General features: G+C 64.0%; 15 protein-coding genes. 2 read left to right on the forward strand and 13 right to left on the reverse strand.

Annotated features, from left to right (window positions below):
• Positions 1-68: 68 nt before the first annotated feature.
• From ACFSOZ_RS28875 to ACFSOZ_RS28900, 6 genes are all read right to left on the reverse strand, one after another.
• Positions 69-1565, reverse strand: a complete 1497-nt coding sequence (locus tag ACFSOZ_RS28875; RefSeq protein ID WP_379103650.1) for a sugar ABC transporter ATP-binding protein — start codon at positions 1563-1565, stop codon at positions 69-71.
• Entirely contained in the window at positions 1565-2620 is a 1056-nt protein-coding gene (locus tag ACFSOZ_RS28880) for an SMP-30/gluconolactonase/LRE family protein (RefSeq protein ID WP_379103651.1), read from the reverse strand. The genes ACFSOZ_RS28875 and ACFSOZ_RS28880 overlap by 1 nt, the downstream gene beginning before the upstream one ends.
• Entirely contained in the window at positions 2617-4740 is a 2124-nt protein-coding gene (locus ACFSOZ_RS28885; protein WP_379103653.1) for an ABC transporter permease, read from the reverse strand. Before ACFSOZ_RS28885 ends, ACFSOZ_RS28880 begins: the two co-directional genes overlap by 4 nt.
• A gap of 75 nt (positions 4741-4815) precedes the next feature.
• On the reverse strand, positions 4816-5841 hold the full coding sequence (locus ACFSOZ_RS28890) for a sugar ABC transporter substrate-binding protein (RefSeq protein WP_379103655.1): 1026 nt from the start codon (positions 5839-5841) through the stop codon (positions 4816-4818).
• Between the two features lie 59 nt (positions 5842-5900).
• Positions 5901-6887, reverse strand: coding sequence for an ABC transporter permease (locus ACFSOZ_RS28895; protein WP_379103657.1), 987 nt, complete (start codon positions 6885-6887; stop codon positions 5901-5903).
• Between the two features lie 270 nt (positions 6888-7157).
• Entirely contained in the window at positions 7158-8591 is a 1434-nt protein-coding gene (locus tag ACFSOZ_RS28900; protein WP_379103659.1) for a DHA2 family efflux MFS transporter permease subunit, read from the reverse strand.
• A gap of 118 nt (positions 8592-8709) precedes the next feature.
• On the opposite strand from ACFSOZ_RS28900, the gene ACFSOZ_RS28905 reads away from it, so the two are divergent.
• A complete protein-coding gene (locus ACFSOZ_RS28905; RefSeq protein ID WP_379103661.1) occupies positions 8710-9711 on the forward strand; it encodes an ornithine cyclodeaminase family protein in 1002 nt (333 codons plus the stop codon).
• On the forward strand, positions 9708-11225 hold the full coding sequence (locus ACFSOZ_RS28910) for an HAL/PAL/TAL family ammonia-lyase (RefSeq protein ID WP_379103663.1): 1518 nt from the start codon (positions 9708-9710) through the stop codon (positions 11223-11225). Before ACFSOZ_RS28905 ends, ACFSOZ_RS28910 begins: the two co-directional genes overlap by 4 nt.
• On the opposite strand, the gene ACFSOZ_RS28915 is transcribed toward ACFSOZ_RS28910, so the two are convergent.
• The 7 genes from ACFSOZ_RS28915 to ACFSOZ_RS28945 all read right to left on the reverse strand — a co-directional run bounded on the left by ACFSOZ_RS28915 (position 11190) and on the right by ACFSOZ_RS28945 (position 17898).
• Positions 11190-11990, reverse strand: coding sequence for a 3-methyl-2-oxobutanoate hydroxymethyltransferase (locus ACFSOZ_RS28915; RefSeq protein WP_379103665.1), 801 nt, complete (start codon positions 11988-11990; stop codon positions 11190-11192). The genes ACFSOZ_RS28910 and ACFSOZ_RS28915 overlap by 36 nt on opposite strands.
• Before the next feature lie 34 nt (positions 11991-12024).
• On the reverse strand, positions 12025-12339 hold the full coding sequence (locus tag ACFSOZ_RS28920) for a MocE family 2Fe-2S type ferredoxin (RefSeq protein WP_379103667.1): 315 nt from the start codon (positions 12337-12339) through the stop codon (positions 12025-12027).
• A gap of 17 nt (positions 12340-12356) precedes the next feature.
• The gene (locus tag ACFSOZ_RS28925) at positions 12357-13451 is read right to left on the reverse strand and encodes a fatty acid desaturase family protein (RefSeq protein ID WP_379103669.1); all 1095 of its coding nucleotides are present in this window, start codon (positions 13449-13451) and stop codon (positions 12357-12359) included.
• A 61-nt stretch (positions 13452-13512) separates the two neighbouring features.
• The gene (locus tag ACFSOZ_RS28930) at positions 13513-14697 is read right to left on the reverse strand and encodes an aldose 1-epimerase family protein (protein WP_379103671.1); all 1185 of its coding nucleotides are present in this window, start codon (positions 14695-14697) and stop codon (positions 13513-13515) included.
• 58 nt (positions 14698-14755) lie between these two features.
• On the reverse strand, positions 14756-15670 hold the full coding sequence (locus ACFSOZ_RS28935; RefSeq protein WP_379103673.1) for a sugar phosphate isomerase/epimerase family protein: 915 nt from the start codon (positions 15668-15670) through the stop codon (positions 14756-14758).
• Between the two features lie 42 nt (positions 15671-15712).
• Entirely contained in the window at positions 15713-16801 is a 1089-nt protein-coding gene (locus ACFSOZ_RS28940; protein ID WP_379103675.1) for a Gfo/Idh/MocA family protein, read from the reverse strand.
• 35 nt (positions 16802-16836) lie between these two features.
• Complete coding sequence (locus ACFSOZ_RS28945) at positions 16837-17898, reverse strand: ABC transporter ATP-binding protein (protein ID WP_379103677.1); 1062 nt, start codon at positions 17896-17898, stop codon at positions 16837-16839.

Below are 17898 nucleotides of genomic sequence, written 5' to 3' on the forward strand. Positions count from 1 at the left end.
GGACGTGAGCACCGGAAGCGCAGGAAGCTCCCGTTTGCAGGCCGGCCTCACCTGAATATCAACACACCCTAGTGAACCGCCGCATACATGATCTTCTCCTCCGTCGCCTCCGCCGGGGAAAATTCCTCGACAATGCGGCCCTGCCGGCAGACCAGGATGCGGTCGGACAGGTTCATGATCTCCGGCAGGTAGGACGAGATGACGACGACGGCCAGGCCCTCATCGGCCAGCCGGTTGATGATCTGGTGGATTTCGGCGATCGCGCCGACATCGACGCCACGCGTCGGCTCGTCGAAGATGACGATGCGCGGCCGCTGCACTAGGCCCTTGCCGATCACCACCTTCTGCTGGTTGCCGCCGGACAGCTCGACCACGCGCGCATTGTCGTTGATCGCCTTGATGTTCAGCGTCTTGGTCCATTCGGCCGACAGCGAGCGCATCTCCTGCTGGTTGATCACCCAGGCCTTTTCGCGGCCCGCCGCCAGCAGCCCGCCAAACAAGTTCTCGGCAATACCCATCGTCTCGAAAATGCCTTCGCTCTTGCGGTCCTCGGTGACGTAGACGATGCCGTCGGCCACCGCTTCGCTCGGCACGAGGTAGCGCACGGGTTTGTCGTCGAGTTCGATCGCGCCGCCGCGCAGGAAATCGCGCTTGTAGATGCCGGAAACGATCTTGAAGGTCTCGGTGCGGCCCGAGCCGATCAGCCCGAACACGCCGGTGATCTGGCCCTCGAAGATCGAGAACGAATTGTTGCGCACGACATTGCTCATCGAAATGTCCTGCACCGACAGCACCTTCTTGCCGGCCTTGCGCAGCTTGGCTTCGTCGCGCTGGCGATAGATCTGCCCCGACAGCGTACGCCCGACCATGGCGGCGACGATCCGATCGCGGTCGAAGGCGGACGTGTCGTCGGTAATGACCAGCTCGCCATCGCGCAGGATGGTGATGCGGTCGGCGATATCAAGCGCTTCTTCCAGCGCGTGGCTGATGAAGACGATCGACACGCCGCTCGCCTTCAGCCGCCGGATCAGCGCGAAGAAGTGCCGCTTCTCCTCCGGCGTCAGTGTCGCCGTCGGCTCGTCGAAGATGATGATCTCGGCATTGTGGTGGACGGCACGCGCGATCTCGACCATTTGCCGCTTGGCCGCACCCAGCGTCGCCACCATGGCGTTGGGGTCGACCGGAAAATTCAGCGATTGCAGGAACTGCTGCGCCGAGATGTAGGTGCCGCGCAGCCGGTTGAGGAATTTTTCCGTGCCGAGATAGAGGTTCTGCGCCACCGTCATCGACGGCACCAGGCTGGTCTCCTGGAACACCATGGCGATACCCGCCTCAAGCGCTGCATGCGGCGAGGCGTAGGCGATTTCGGCGCCCTTGTGGAACATCTTGCCTGAAGTGGCGTCGACCACCCCGGCAATGATCTTGGTCAGCGTCGACTTACCCGCGCCATTCTCGCCGAGCAACGCATGGATCTCGCCCTTGCGCAGCTCGAAGCTGACGTTTTTCACCGCCGGCACGCCGCGATAGGTCTTGGTGACACTCTCCAGCCGGACGATCGGTTCCATCAGAAACCTCCCGACGCGAGGTCGACGGACAGCACGCAGTCGCCGCCCCTGGAGGCGATGTACAGAAGGCCGTCCTTTTCCGCGACGCTGCAGATGCCGTGGCGCGTGCCGTTGGCGCGGCTGTGCAGGCTGAATAGTGGCTGCATGTCCCTGTCGAGCCTGACCACCAGCCCATAGGAGCGGCTCGGCGACCACGGCTTGTGGATGCCCATGGTGCGGATGCCGCCGCATTGCAGCGGTTCGAGGAAACTGCGGCTGGAGGCCAGCGCCGGCGCGATCCAATAGGCCGGCGGCACCTGCTCGATCATGTCCTGCCGGTAGTGCGTTTCCTGCAGCACGAACTCGATCAGCCGGTTGCGCGGCGCAAACAAGGTCAGCCACGCCCCGCCATCGGCCGCCGGCGACAGCCGTGCGGGATAGCCGGGCAGATGCGTCAACACCGTCGAGCGGTTGCCCGTCACGCCGTCACACCGCACCAGCTGATGGCTCCAGCTTTCGCTGACCAGCACATCCCGCCCCATCGGGTGCAGCCCATAGGGAAAGGCGATGTCGCCGGCCACCTTGTGGAAGTCACCGCCCGCCGCGTCTCGCTTCCACACCGAACCGGACGCACCCTTCTTCATCAGGTCGGCGGCCCATTGCGACGGCGTATGCTCGGCCGAACCATTGGCCAGCCACAGCGTGCCGTCGTCGGCATAGGCAAGCGCGGTGATGCAACGGACCCCGGCAGGCAGCGCAACCTCCTTGCCGCCAGTCTGCAGCCTGCCGCTCTCCATCCCAGCCGTCAGTTCACCCGATGGCGAGAGCGCCAGCGCTGTGACCGGAGATGGAAATTTCTCGACCACGGTTGGCTCCGCCCCGGCAGCAATCGCGAAGACGGCGTTGCTGCTGGAAGACAACAGCCTGTCGCTGGAAATCAACAGATTGTCCGGCTCGGTCAGCTCCGTGAAAGCCGGCGCGTCATCCAGCCGCGTGTTGGGGCGGAAAGTGCCGTCGAGCGGCGGAATGGTCACCGCCTTGCCGCGAAAAAGGTCAAGCACCGGATCGAGGATCATGGTTTTGCTCCCCAATAGGAAGCGGGACTGGTCCAGTTCGGGTCGGCGCCTGATATCTTGTAGCGGCCGATGCGGTTGTTGAGGATGCCACCGACGAACAGAAAACCCTTGTGCTCGCGCATCGAGGTAACCATCGGGTGCGCGCCGCCGGTGAGGTCGCCCATCGCCTCGACGATGCCGCCCTTTTCGTTGAACTTCACCACGCCACCGGTGTTGATGTTGGGGAACAGCCATTCGTCCTGCGGCAGCCGGCGCGTCATGCGCTTGCGCATGTCGGGATGGCGCAGCGACAGGTCGAAGCTCGGCGTGCGCATGCCCAGCCACGCCATCCAGTAATTGCCGTCAGAGGCGCGGTTTATGTTGTCGGGATAACCCGGCATGTCGCGGATGACGCATTCGGCGGTGCCCGCCTTCGGCCCTTCCAGCCAGTAGCGGTGCACGCGACAGGCCCAGCTTTCGGCGAAGAACAGCGACTTGCCGTCATGCGCCATGCAGACACCATTGGTGTAGCGGTAACTGTCGAGCAGCGTCTTGGTCGAACCGTCCTTCGGGTCATAGACCAGCAGCCGCCCGGTGGCGCGGTTCTCGATCGAGTCCAGCGCCCAGTCATGCGCATCATAGCGCTTGGTCGAGTCGGTGAAATAGATGCGGCCGTCCGGTGCTACGTCGCAGTCGTTGGGGTCGCGCAGCCGCGCATCGTCGACGATCGAGGTCCAGGAGCGCGACGTCTCGGCCGACAGGCGTTTCACCTCGCGATCCGGCGAGACGGAATAGAGCCCCATGGCGCCGACGCAGCTGATCAGATTGCCTGATTTGTCGAAGGCCAGGCCGAGCGGAAAGCCGCCGATGTGGGCAAACACTTCCGATTTGACATAGTCAGGCGCGAAGAAGCGGACGATCTCGCCATGGCGGGTGCCGCAATAGAGATGGTCGTCGCGGTCGAGAATGACATCTTCCGGCCCTTCCAGTTCGCCGAGCCCGATATGGTCGGCGGCAGACAACCGGTTGTCGAGTTCGTAAGGCGTGCCTGAGCCGGGTGCGGCCGACTGGGTCGCGCCCATCTTGAGATAGACCGGCGCGACATAGACCTCGTTCAGCACCTTGTGGCGGTTCTTCAGCCAGCGGATGTCGATGGTCACCGCCATCGCCAGCATGATGCCGAGCACCATCTGGTTGGTGCCGGTGCCGTAGCCCATCCGGATCAGCCCGTTGGTCATGGTCAAGACGATGATCGCGCCCATCAGCCCCTTGATCACCGAGCCGCGGCCGCCGCCGAGGCTGACGCCGCCGACCACCGCCGCCGTCAGCGCCATGATCTCGAGATTGAGGCCTGTCCCCGGCCCCGCTCCGCTCAGCCGGCAGGCGATGAGAAAACCGCCGATGGAGGCACAGAAACCCGAAAAGACATAGGTCATGAACACCGTGCGGCGCACGCGGATACCGGCATTGTGCGCCGAGCGCCTGGAGCCGCCGACCGCCAGCACATGCCAGCCCGGCCGCGAACGCGTCAGCGCGATGTGGGTGACGATGGCCAGGATGATCGCCAGCCACACCGAGACGGACAGGCCCCAGAAAGTGCTGTCGCCGATGAAGTCGAGCACATCCGATGTGGCTGTCGAAAGCTGCACATCGGCGGCATAGGTGGTGACGAGGATATCGAACAGCGCCCGCCCGAAGATGAAGGTGACCAGCGTGGTGAGAAAGGCGCGCAGGCGGAGGTAGCCGACGAGATAGCCATTGATGGCGCCGAAGACGAGGCCGGCGGCAAGCGAGGCGGCCAGCGCCAGCCAGATCGACTGTTCGAGGATGAAGAAGACATAGACGGCCGAGAAGCAGGACAGGGCGAAGATCGAGCCGACCGACAGGTCGATGCCGCCGCCCAGCATCACCACCGTCATGCCGGTCACGACCATGGAGAACTCGCCGAGCTGGCGGGTCGATTCCTGCAGCGAGGTCAGCTTGAAGAAGCCCGGAATGATCGAGCCGAAGGTCGCCAATGTCACCACCAGCGCCAGGAACGGAATGGCGTTGTCGGTCCAGCGCTTGGTCAGGATCTCGCCGACCAGATGGTCGGGCACGAGATTGTAGCGCCAGGACTGCAGGCGTTCGCGAAAGGACATCAGGTCACTGCTGCAAGAGAAAGAGGTGGCCGGGCAATCCGGCCACCTCGTTGATTGGTGTTGGCAAGGATCGGTCTATTTCGCCGCCGCTTCGGCCTGCAGCGCCTTCAGGTCCCAGCAGCTGTCGGGCTTCAGGTCCGCCTTGGTCGTCGCCTTCTCCAGCGTGTAGATGTAGGTGTGCGAGGTGCCGGCCGGCTGGCCGCTCTGCAGCAGGAACTTGATGATGGCGTTCATGTCGCCCGACTGGCGGGCAAGATCGGTCATCACCACGGCGCCATAGGTGCCGTCGGCCAGCTTGTCGCAATCGGCGGTCTTCTCGCCGCCGCCGGTGGTGACCAGGAACACCTTGCCCTCGAGCTTGGCGTCGCGGATCGCGGCGGAGGCGCCGGTGGCGTCACCATCCCAGAAATCGATGATCGAGCAGATGTCGGGGTTCTGCTGCAGCATCGTCGTCGTCACGTTGCGCGAGGTCGTTGCATCCCAGTTGGAGTCGGGCTTGGCCACCACCTTGAAGTCGGGATGCTTGTCCAGCACCTTCATGATGCCGGCATATTGATAGAGGCTGGAGGAGTTCGCTTGGTCGCCCTGCACCAGGCCGATCTTCTTCGACGAGTTTTCGCCACAGCCCTTGATCGCCGCTTCCGCCTCGAGCTGGCCAAGCCGATCCCAGTCGCTGCCGATAAAGGCGTCGGCCGGGAAGTTGGCGGGATTGTCGACGAGAAGCACATAGGTGCCGGCGGCCTGGGCTTTCTTCATCAGCTTGGAATAGGAGTTGAGGTCCGGCGCGTGAATGATCAGCACGTCCGGCCTGGTGTCCGACGAGATGGCGTCGGTGATCGCCTGCGCACCGGCGTCGACCACCCAGTTCGGGTCGCGCGTCTCGAACACGCCGCCCCAGGCCTCGACTTCGGTCTTCAGATAGTGTGACCAGCCCTGCGCCAGGTCGAAGCCCATCGCCAGCGGCACCAGCATGACACGCTTGCCCTTGAGCGCCTGCGCATAGGCGGCCGGGCCCGGATCGTCGGCGGCAAAGCTGGGCGCCACGAAGGTGGCAACGGCAAGCGCCGTGGCAGCGGCCATGAGTGTCTTGATCAGTTTCATGTCACATCCTCTGTTTTGCTGTTGTTATCCACGGACGGTCCCAACCGCCCGCGTTTGGTTTAGATATCGCCCTGCTGCGCGGTCTGTTCGTCACGTGGGTTGATGACGCCGTCGACGATGATCGCCGCCAGCAGGATCGCCGCCTTGATCAGGTTCTGGTAGAGCAGCGGAATGTCGATGATGGTCATGGCATTCAAGAGGATGCCGATCAGCGCCGCGCCGACCAGCACATTGCGCACCCCGCCCCGTCCGCCGGACAGGCCGATGCCGCCGATCACTGCCACCAGCACGATGTCGTAGAGCAGCGTCGAGTTGACGACGCGGGTGTTGATCGAATGCAGGCTGGCCGCCGTCAGCAGGCCGGCAATCAGCGCGACGAAGGCGGACAGCACGTAGCGCAGCACCAGCATCGGCCGCACCGGAATGCCGATGTTGCGCGCCGCCACCGGATTGTCACCGGCGAAATAGATGTAGCGGCCCCATTTGGTGTAGCGCAGGAACAGGAAGAACAGGAAAGCCAGGCCGGCGAAGACGAACACCTCGATGGGAATGTCGAGGAAGCGCAGGCCGCCGAGAAGCTCGACCCAATGGCCCTGCGGCACCGGCACGGCATCCTGCGTGATCAATTGCGAGCGCACATAGCCGAAGACGAAGGAGCCTGTCGCCAGCGTCACGAAGATCGCCGGCACATCGGCATAGGCGACGAGGAAACCGTTGAGCAGGCCGATGGCGAGCACACCGGCCAGCACATAGGCGAAGGCCAGCCCGTCGGCTGTTCCTGAATTCAGAAGTTGCAGATACCAGGCAACCGACATCGCCATGATCGCCACGGCGGAGAGGTCGATGCCCCGGCCGATGATGACGACCGCCATGCCGAGCGCCAGTATCCCCAGCACCGATACCGAGCGGACGATGGCGACGAGATTGTTGGGGTCGATGAAGCCCGGCAGGCCGATGGCGGCGGCAATGAACAGCACCACCGCGATGGCAAAGACGATGCCTTCCTGATTCAGGCTCCTGAAACTCGGCCAGCCGATCGTGTTCATGTCTGCTTACGCCCCGATGGCAGCGCTGCCATCCCTGGGAAAGAAAGCTAATCGGCTCAGCGCCGGTTCGTCAAATGAATCCGCGTTCAGAACCCGGGCTGGCACCGATATTCGCCGGGTGGACACATTGATTGCCGAAGCTGGCGCAATGCGCGGAAAACCCTGGGTTTTTGGCAATCGATTGCGCCATTGCGATGGCTCGCGAAATCGCCACACCAAGGCGAAAGGACAGAGCGGAATTTATCTCCGCATTGGGCGGAAAATTCGATTTCAATTCCTCGGCGCGTGGCCTGAAACCTCGGCGCCAGCCCCTCGCGGCAGCGCGAGGAAGCGGAACGACGCCACCAGCCCGATGGCGCCGATCACCAGGAAGGCGATTCGAAAATCGACGAGGTCGAGCGCCGGCCGGTCCCTGGCGATCTGCGACAGGTTGAGGATCGCCGCCGCCACCGCGACGCCGAACAGCATCGCCACTTGCTGCAGCATGCTGGACAGCGTCGCCGCCGAGCTGCGCTGCGCCGCGTCGATGTCGGCGAAGGCCAGCGTGTTGAGGGCAGTGAACTGCATCGAGCGCGACAGGCCGGCGATCAGCATCAGCACAATCACCATCGCTTGCGGCGTTTGCGGCGAGATCGCCGCGCAAGCCGCGATCGCCGCCGATGCGATCAGGCCGTTGACGACCAGCACCGAGCGGAAGCCGAAGCGCCGCAGCGTCGGCGTCGTCACCGTCTTCATGCCGAGATTGCCGAGGAAATAGGCCAGGATCATCATACCGGCATCGACGGGGCTTAGGCCGAAACCGACCTGGAACAGCAGCGGCAACAGGAACGGCGTGGCATTGATCGCCACCCGGAAAATGGTGCCGGCGGCAAGCGTTGATATGGCGAAGGTCAGCACCTTGAACGACGAAAGGTCGAGCAGCGGATGCGGCGCACGCCTGAGATGGCGCATTGCCAGCCAGCCGATGACGATGCCGGCGGCGATCAGCAGCACTGTCGGCAGGACACCGTCCTCAGGATGCGCGATGCGCTCGAGGCCGTATAGCAGCAGCGCGAGACCGGCCGATGTCAGCACGAAGCCCGGCCAGTCGAGCGGCTTGGGATCGGCCTCGCGGTCGCCGGGAATGAAACGGGCAACCAGCGCCAGCCCGATCACCCCGAGCGGGATGTTGATGAAGAAATTCCAGTGCCATGACAGATAGGTCGTGATGAAGCCGCCGAGCACCGGCCCGACCACGGGCGCGAACAGCGCCGGCCAGGTGATCAGTGCCGTGGCATTGAGCAGTTCGGACTTCGAGGCGTTGCGCAAGACGAGAATGCGGCCGACCGGTGTCATCAGCGCGCTGCCCAGCCCTTGCACGACACGAGCGGTGACGAACTGGGTCAAATTCTGGGAGAAACCGCAGGCGAGCGAGGCCAGAGTGAAAAGGATGATCGCCAGCAGGAAGATGTTGCGCGCGCCGAACCGGTCGGCGAGCCAGCCCGACAGCGGCACGAACACCGCCATGGTCAGCATATAGACGGTGATGCCGATGCTCATCGCCACCGCCGGCACGCCGAAGGACGCGCCCATCTGCGGCAGCGAGGTCGAGATGATCGTCGAATCCAGCAACTGCATGAAGAAGGCGATGGCAACGATCAGCGCCACGCGCCGCGCATTGGTGGCCGTTTCGGGTAGGGTTTCAGTCTCGGGAATGGCAGTCATGACGGAACCGGTTTGAACAGCATTTGGCCGGCCGCGTCCAGACACGGCGCAACAAACTTTCGTGTCGCATCGCGGCCTGTTATGGATGAGCGGCGACCGGGGAAAGTGCACGCAGCAGATGAAACCCATCTATATCGACTACCTCAATGCGCTCGACATCGACGCCCTTGCCATGACCGATGGTGAAATCATTGCCGCCGTCGAGACTGGCCTGGTGGCGCAAGGCAATGGCCAGACGGTGATCGAGCCGCGCGTTCATCTCGAGCCGGATCCGTCCTTCCACGGCCATTTCAATGTCTTGCGCGGCTACGTCGCGCCGCTCGACACCGCCGGCGTCAAGATCGTCGGCGACTATGTCGACAATTACCTGCACGGCCTTCCCTCCGAATTCGGCATCCTCAATCTGTTCGATCCGCGCACCGGCACGCCGCGCGCCATCCTCGACGCCACCGTCATCACCGACATGCGCACCGGCGCCGTCACCGCTATCGGCGCCAAACATCTGGCGCGCAAGAATTCGAAGGTGCTGGCCCATATCGGCGCGCGCGGCACCGCCTACTGGAATGTGCGCCTGCTCGACCATCTCTTCGACTTCGACGAGATCCGCGTCCATTCGCGCCGCCCGGAAAGCCGCGACGGCTTTGCCGCCCAACTCTCCGCCGATCTCGGCAAGACGGTGACGGCGATAGCCGACTGGAAGAGCTGCATCGAGGGCGCCGATATCGTCGTCGAGGCCTCGCGGCTGCCTGAGCCGCAGCCATTGTTGAAGACCGAATGGATCAAGCCCGGCGCACTGGTCGTCCCCTACGGCACGATGAGCGCGGTGGAATTGTCGCTGACCGACATCATGCAAAAAATGGTCGTCGACGACTGGGGGCAGTGCAAGGGCGGCAAGTTCGGCTCGTTGCGCGCCCATGTCGAGACCGGACGGCTGAGCGAAAAGACGCTGCATGCCGAGCTTGGCCAGATTGCCGCCGGCCTCAAGGCCGGGCGCGAAAACGACAGCGAGACGATCCTGTTCTGGCACCGCGGCCTGTCGCTATCTGACATTGCGTTGGGCAAGGCGATGCTGGCCAAGGCGCAGGCGCAAGGCATCGGCCAGAGACTGCGCTTCGCATGAGCGCGCTCGTCCTCACCGGAGCCGGCGTCGGCACTGCGGATGTCGCCGCAGTCGCCCGCGAAGCGCGCAAGGTCGAGGTCGCGCCCGATGTCATCGGCAGACTCCAGAGGGCGCGAAAAGTGCTCGACCAGGCCGCCGCGTCCGGCCAACACATCTATGGCCTCAACACCGGGCTCGGCGCCAATCTCGGCACCACGGTAGAGGGCGACGCCAGCGCCTTCCAGCGCCAGTTGCTTGAAGGACGCAGCGGCGCGGTCGGCGAAGCGTTGCCGGTCGAGGCCGTGCGGGCAACCATGGTGGCGCGCGCGGCAATGCTTTCAGCCGGCGGCTCCGGCCTTTCGCCTGCCGTGTTCGTCGCCCTGGTCGACGCACTCAATGCCGGCGTCCATCCGGTGATGCCGTCGCTCGGCTCGATCGGCGCCGGCGATCTGGTGCTGATGACGGCGCTTGCCCGCCTGCTGACCGGCGAAGGCGAAGCCGACTATCAGGGCCGGCGCATGCCGGCCGCCAAGGCGTTGATGATGGCCCGCCTCGTCCCCATCAACCTGGCGCCCAAGGACGGGCTGTCGCTGATCAACGCTTCGGCGGTCTCCACCGGCGGCGGTGCGCTGGTGGTGACGGATGCGCTGTCCGCCCTCGCCCAGCAGCAGCAGGCCGGCGCGCTGACCATGGAAGGCATTGGCGCCAACCGCACCATGCTCGACCCGCGCCTGCACATGGCGCGGCCGGCGGCCGGACAGCAGGAAGCCGCCAAAGCCCTCAACGATCTGCTCGCCCGCGACGAGGTGCCCGAACCGACCACCTTGCAGGACCCGCTGTCGATCCGCTGCATGCCGTCAATCCATGGTGCGCTGATCGAGGCGATCAGTCAGGCAAGACTGGCGATCGAGATCGAACTCAATGCCGCCGGCGACAACCCGCTGGTGCTCAGCGACGATGAACTGGTGCTGTCGACCGGCAATTTCCACACCGCGTCGCTGTCGCTCGCCTTCGAGACGCTCGGCCTGGCGATCGCTCAATGCGCCGCCGCGAGTGCCGCCCGCTTCATCCAGCTCACCGGCTCCAGTCGCAACGGCCTGCCCAAATACCTGTCGCCGGTCGGCGGCGCCTCGGCGGGTTTCGTGCCGCTGCAGAAGACGGCGACATCGATCCTGGCCGCCATCCGCCACAAGGCCAATCCGGTGATGCTGGATTTCTTGGCCGTTTCGGAAGGCGTCGAGGATCATGCCACGCAAACACCGCTGGCGGTTGCGAAATGCGCCGGGATGATCATGCTGTGGCGGCGGCTGATCGCCTTCGAGCTGATGGCGGCCGCACAGGCGATCGACCTGCGCGACGGGTTCATGCCGGCGCCCCGCACTGCCGCTGTTCACGCGGCGATACGCGGGCTCGTCCCCGCCCTGAAAGAGGACCGGCCGCTCGGCATCGACGCCGAAGCGCTTTACGCCGCGCTCGCCAATGGGCCTTGGCAGACGGCCTTACGTGCGGCCGACCTTGTCGAGGAACAGCCGTAGCTCGGTCGGGTCCATGTGCACGACGTGCCTGTCCTCGGGATAGGCCAGGCTGTTGACGTCGGCGACGTATTCCGAGAACGCGGCGATACGCTCGGCCTGCAGGCGATCATATTCGGCGGCGAAATTGCGATAGACCTTGGAGTGGCGGGGCATGTGACCGCGGTTCTGGCCGAGAATGTCGTCGGCGAACAGATATTGCGCGTCGCAGCCGGTACCCGCCCCCATCGACAGCATGATCAGCGAGGTCCGCTCCGAGATTGCTTTCGCGACCTCGACCGGCACCACTTCGATCTCGGCGCCGATGGCGCCGGCAGCCTCCAGCTGCTTCACCGCTGCGAAAATCTCCATGGCGGTGTCGGCGGTCTTGCCGACCGCCTTGAAGCCGCCCGTCCAGGTGGCGCGCGATGGAATGAGGCCGACATGGCCGATGACCGGGATGGCGTCGTCCGCCATCCGCTTGATCGTGGCGTAGCCGGCGCTGCAATAGACCGCGTCGGCGCTCGCCTTGTAGAGCCGGAAGGCCCAGCGGACAAAATCGTCTGATGTGCCGATCTCGAAAAAGTTCTCGCCCGGCATGGTGAACAGGCTGGGTGCTGCGTCGCGGTATTGCGGGTTGAGCACCAGTTCGGGCGGCACCGAGACAATGTCGACCCCCGCCCTCTCGGCGGCCTCGGCTTCGTCCATCGTCAGCACGCGCAGCATGGTCAGCTGGCGCTTGCCCTTCATGGCGCGCAGGTCGGCGACGGTCGGTCTTTTTCGGTTCATCGAAGGGGGTCCCTCTGTTACGTGCTGCGGCGGGTCAGCCGATCTGGATCATCACTTTGCCGGCCTCGACCTTCACCGGATAGGTCGCGAGATTGACGCAGACAGGTGCGCCCTTGGCGGCACCGGTCTTGTAGTTGAAACGGCCATTGTGCTTGGGGCATTCGATGATGTCGTCCATCACCAGCCCGTCGGCCAGATGGGTCTTCTCATGCGTGCAGAAACCGTCGGTGGCGAAGAACTCGTCGTCCGGGCTGCGATAGATGGCAAAGCTGCGTCCGCCATGGTCGAAGCGGATGACGTCCTCTTCCTCGACATCATCGATGCCACACGCTTCAACCCAGTCGGCCATCTGTCTCTCCTGCAACTTTATTCCGCTGCCGCCGGGACGGTCAGGGCGTGGAACTCCTCCCGGTACGGCCGCGCCGTCGGTGGCAGCTCGCGCTTGAGGAAGTAGTCCTCGTACTGGAGTTGTTTGATGAGCACCGGCCAGACTTCGCGATAGGCATGCCACATCGAAGGGTTCGGCTCCGGCAGATCATGCTTGATCAGGTCATGCAGCTTCGGCAGCGCGTGATAGGGCACCATCGGAAACATATGATGTTCGACGTGGTAGTTCATGTTCCAGTAGATGAAGCGGCTGATCGGGTTCATGGTGACGGTGCGCGTGTTCAGCCGGTGGTCGGTGACATTGTCGGCCAGGCCGATATGCTGCAGCAGCCCGGTCAGCACCATGTGCCAGCTGCCGTAAAGACGCGGCAGGCCGATCAGCACCAGCGGCAGGAACGACCACAAATAGAGCGCCAGCGCGATCGCAGCGACATAGATGGCAACATGCCAGCGTGCGGCGATGACAGCCTTGTGCTGTTCCATCTCGGGTACGAAGCTTTTTTCGTCGGGCGAGAGATTGCCGAACGCGTTGCGCACCAATGTCGGCAGCGAATAGCGGAAATCGAGGACGCCGGTGAAGGCAAGTGCGGCGCGCAACAGGTCAGGCGGACGCATCACGGCGATCTCGGCGTCGCGGCCGACGATGATGGTGTCGGTGTGGTGGCGGGCGTGGCTCCAGCGCCAGGTAACCGGATTGCGCATCAGCATGAAGCTGGCGATCTGGTAGACGACGTCGTTCATCCAGCGGGTGCGGAAAGCGGTGCCATGACCGCATTCGTGCCAACGCGAGTCGCTGGAGGAACCGTAGAGCACACCGTAGGCGAACAAGAACGGCACGCACCACCATGAACCCCAGAACCAGATGCCGCCGGCAGCCGAGCCCAGGATGGCGGCGATCCAGATGATGGTGTCGCGAATCGCCGGCCCGTCGGAGCGCTGCATCAGCTCCTTCATCGCTTTGCGCGAGACGTCGGTGTGATACCATTCGGCCGAGGCCAGCCCGGTCTCGATCGCGGTTCGCGTGCTTTCGCCGACCAGGCTGTAGTCGCGCTTTGTCGTGCCAGCCGTCATCATGGCCTCCGGATAGTGAACCGGGCGGGCGGATCGGCCTGCCCTTTCTGGCGGCGCGCACCCGTCATCGACCTGTGCCCCCGAGAATCGCAAAATCGCCCGACGGCACCGGGTAATCTTCTTGCGGCTGTCTAGCGATCGCCGCGATCCGCCGCTCGCAAGCGGCGATCGCGCCAGCGCCGTCGAGAACGCGAAACACCACATCATAGGAGCGGCTGTCGCCATGCTCCAGCCAGATCATCTCGCTGCGTTCGCGGGCGGCGAGATTGCCCAGCACATGATGCGTCGAGGGCTCGATGCCCAGCGCATACTGCCCCGCCTGGAAATTCTGCCATTGATAGGCGCAAGGCAGCTGGTCCTTGCGCGTCACCACTTCGAAGCCAAGCCCGAGCTGATCGTTGACCACAGCCACGGGCACGTCGCCATTGGTACCGGCCACCATCTCGTGCTGCCAGACTTGCTCGCTGAAATCCAATTGCGGCGCCGGCACCGTGCGGTAGCCGACCTTCTGCGCCCGGTAGCGCTCGCCGCCATGGCCGGCCCAGACGACATCCCGGATCGGCGCCAGATAGCGCGAGCCTTCGTCGAGCAAGGGATGGCTGACATTGACGTGGTAGAAATACATATGCGGCGTGCGGTTGAAGCCGTGATTGACGACACGGTCGAAGAGCCGGATCTCGTTACCGCCGACATCGGCCTCGATGCGCCGCAGCAGATGCAGGTCCTCGCCGAACACCGCCGACTGCTGGATGATGCCTTCGGCCCACAGCACGCAGCGGTCGCCGTCCCAGGTCTCTCCATAGCCGGTCAGCCTGGCCGGAATGGTGCCGACGCGGCCATGCAGCGAGTGGACCACGGTCTTCTTGCCTGGGTAGTTGTAGTTTTCGGCCGGCACTTCTTCCCGGCCCAATATGTGGTCGAGACCGCACGTCACCAGCAGACCGGAGAACGACCGAGCCCAGCCCAGCCCCCCTTCCCCCTCATACTCGTGCAGACCGGGGTTGCGAAAACCGCTCGGCGAATGCCAGCCGATCGCCTGGCCCTTGAAGTCGCAGTCGGCGAGATCCAGCGCCCGGTCGACCAGCGCGGTGAAACGCAGGCCCGAACCGGTGCGGAATTCCAGCATACGGATGCCGCGCTCCACACCGTCGCCGAGTGTCATCAGCCGCACGCCGGCGAATTGCGACAGCATGCCCGAGCGTTCTCGGACCTGCCGGCGCGACAGTGTCTTGCCGTAGAGTTCTACCATGTCACGGCCGCTTCTTCACTTCACTGTCGTCCCTTCAACCGGCAGCGCGCAGCGACCATCACAGGCCGCTGGCGCGGAACTTCCCGTCAAGGAATTTCTTGGCGCGCGGCACGTCGTCTTCGGCCAGATGCTCGATGATGACGGGGATGTTCGGATGCTTCTCGGCCAGCCGCTGGAGATAGAGATCGTAGTTCAGCGAGCCGAGGCCGGGCGCCGGCAGTTCGATCTCGCCAACGCCGCGGAATGTGTGGCTTTCCATTGCGTTGTCGTCGCCGATATCGGCGTGCTTCTCGGATTTGTCGCTGCCCGAGCGCTTGACGTCCTTGGCGTGAGCGATCTTGATCCTGTCAGTCAGCGTGTCGAACACCTGGTTCAGGATCTGGTCCATCCTGTCGATGTTGTGCGTCTCGAAATAGTTGGTCGGGTCCATCAGCAGGCCGAGCCCGGGATGATCGACCTGGGCGAACATCCTCACCGTCTCCTCGACCGAGCCGACGACGTTGTTGACGTAGGTTTCGAGCAGGAAGACCGCGCCATGGTCATAGGCCGTCTGCGCGAGGTCGGCGACCACCTTGCGGCATTCCTCGAAACCTTCCTCGGTCTTGTTCTTGGGGTGATGCACCCAGTCGGATTCGGTGTTGTAGGTGCCGGTTTCCGAGATCACGTAGGGGCTGCCGAAATGGCGGGCGTTGCGGATGATCTCCTTGAGGTAGCCAACGCGCTTGTCGCGCTCGGCCTTGTCCGGATGGATGATGTTGGTATAGCCCGACACGCAGCAGATCGGCAGATTGTGTTCGCGAAACGTGTCGCGGACTTTCTTGGCCTTGTCCTTGGTGATCTGCCCGGCCGACAGGTCGACATCCCTGAAATGCAGGTCGAGCTGCACCGTGTTGAAATCGAGCCCGCGGATCTTCTTCGCCGTCTCTTCGAGACCGTACGGGAAATAGCCCGTGAAAATACCTGCCTGCATCATGGTGTGAATTCCTCCCTGTAAACGATTCAGTTGCCTGGTGATTCAGTTGATCGAGATTTCGGAAAGCCTGACCGTGCGGCCCTCGTCGATCGAGCGGTAGCCCGCCTCGACCAGCGCCATGGTCTTGACGTTGTCGGCGACGGAAAGCGCCGGCGGCGTGCCGGTCTTCACCGCGTGCTGCAGCTGCTCCATCACGCCGATGAAGGCATGCGGAAACCACATCGTGTCCCAACGCGGCGTCACCCACGCGCCACCGGTCGTCTCGGTCGAGGCGTAGGTCAGCGTCGAGGCCGAGCCCGTCGGCCAGCCGATGCTGCCCTTGGCGACACCCTTGGTGCCGTCGACGCGCCAGTTGATGTGCTGGTCGTCCTTGTAACCATCCTGGCGCGGGCCGGACCAGACATCCTCCAGCGACACGGCGAGCACGCCGGACGGAAAACGCAGCGTCGACACAGTGATGCCGTCCGAATGGTCGAAGCGCGTGCGCGGATCCTTGCGGGTCAGCGTCGTGATCTCGTCGGGATCGCCGAACAGGAAGCGCAGCACGTCGAGATGATGCACGCTCATATTGGCGAGCGTCAGCCGGTCGTAGTCCTCGAGGAAGCTCTGCCAGTGCGGAATGGCGTGCATGTCGATCTGCGCGAAGACGATGTCGCCCAGCGCGCCGCTCTCCATGATCTGCTTCAACACCCGCATCGACTGGTCGTAGCGCATGTTCTGGTTGACCGAGAGGATCTTGCCGGCCTTCGCTGCCTCGTCGCGCAGCTTGACCGCTTCCTCGACCGAGAGCGCCAACGGCTTCTGCGCCAGGATCGCCTTGATGTGCTTCTGCTTCAGCGCATGGCGGATCAGAGCCGGCTGCTGGTCGGGCGGAAAGGCAAGGTCGATGATCTCGACATTTGTATCCTCGATCAGCTTTTCCGGCGTGTCGTGGACGGTCGGGATGCCCCAGCGCGTCGCCACCTTCTCGGCGCTGGCCCTGGTGCGAGAGGCGATCGCCACCACAGGGAAACCGGCTTCCTTGTAGGCGGCGAGATGGCACTCGGCCATGATCATGCCGGCGCCGACGCAGCCTATCCTGTATTCTTTCGTGCGCACCTTCACGTCCGGCTCGAAGCCATTATCTGCCATCTGATCCTCCCGAAGCTTTTTTCTCGCGGCCGCCGTCATCTTGCCAGCGCTCCCCCGCTCTGCCCGAAATAATGCACGCGGGCCGGCTCGCAGGATATCGCCACTATCGCATCGGGCCTGATGTCAGGCTGGCCGCGCAGCAATGCCTTCAGCCGCGCCTGCCCGGCAGCGAGCGTCACCACGGTGTAGCCGCCAAGCGGCTCAACCTCGAACACCCGCGCCGGGCGGCCCGAGCCCCCGTCCGCCCATGGTCCAACCTTGATATCTTCCGGCCTGAGCCCGATCTCGACGGCATCGGTGGGAGCAGCCTTGTCGGCAATGCGGATCGTGCCTTCGGCCGCTTCGACACCGCCCTCACCACGCGCCGATCTGAGGATGTTCATCATCGGCGAGCCGAGCAGCCGCGCCACATAGGTGCTGGCCGGGCGGTCGTAGATTTCAGCCGGTGCGCCGATCTGCCTGATGCTGCCGTCCTCGAGGATGGCGATGCGGTCGGCGACCGACATCGCCTCTTCCTGGTCGTGCGTGACATAGATCAACGTCTTGCCGAGTTCGCGCTGGATGCGCTTCAGCTCGACGCGCGTCTCCTCGCGCAGCCTGGCGTCGAGCGCCGAGATCGGGTCGTCCATCAGATAGGCGTTGGGATCGCGCACCAGCGCGCGCGCGATCGCCACACGCTGCCGCTCGCCGCCCGAAAGCTGCGCCGGCGGCTTGTGCAGGATATGACCGATATGCAGCTTCGCCGCGACGTCGGCGACCCGCCTTTTGATCTCCAGCTCGGCGACCCGGCGTTCGACCAGGGGGAAGCGGACATTGTCGAGCGCGCTCATATGCGGAAACAGCGCCAGGTTCTGGAACACCATCGCCACGTTGCGTTCGGCCGGCGACACCATGTTGACCGGCTTGCCGCCGATCAGGATTTCTCCGGTGTCAGGCGTCTCCAGCCCGAGCACCAGGCGCAGGATTGTCGACTTGCCCGACAGCGGCGGACCGAAGAAGCAGAAGAACTCGTTGTCGTTGACCGTGAACGAGGCGTCATCGACGGCGAGTGTCTTGCCGTAGCGCTTGGTCACATTGCGAAAGACAATATCGGCCAT

The organism is Mesorhizobium newzealandense, from assembly GCF_042682145.1.
Taxonomy (GTDB): domain Bacteria; phylum Pseudomonadota; class Alphaproteobacteria; order Rhizobiales; family Rhizobiaceae; genus Mesorhizobium; species Mesorhizobium newzealandense.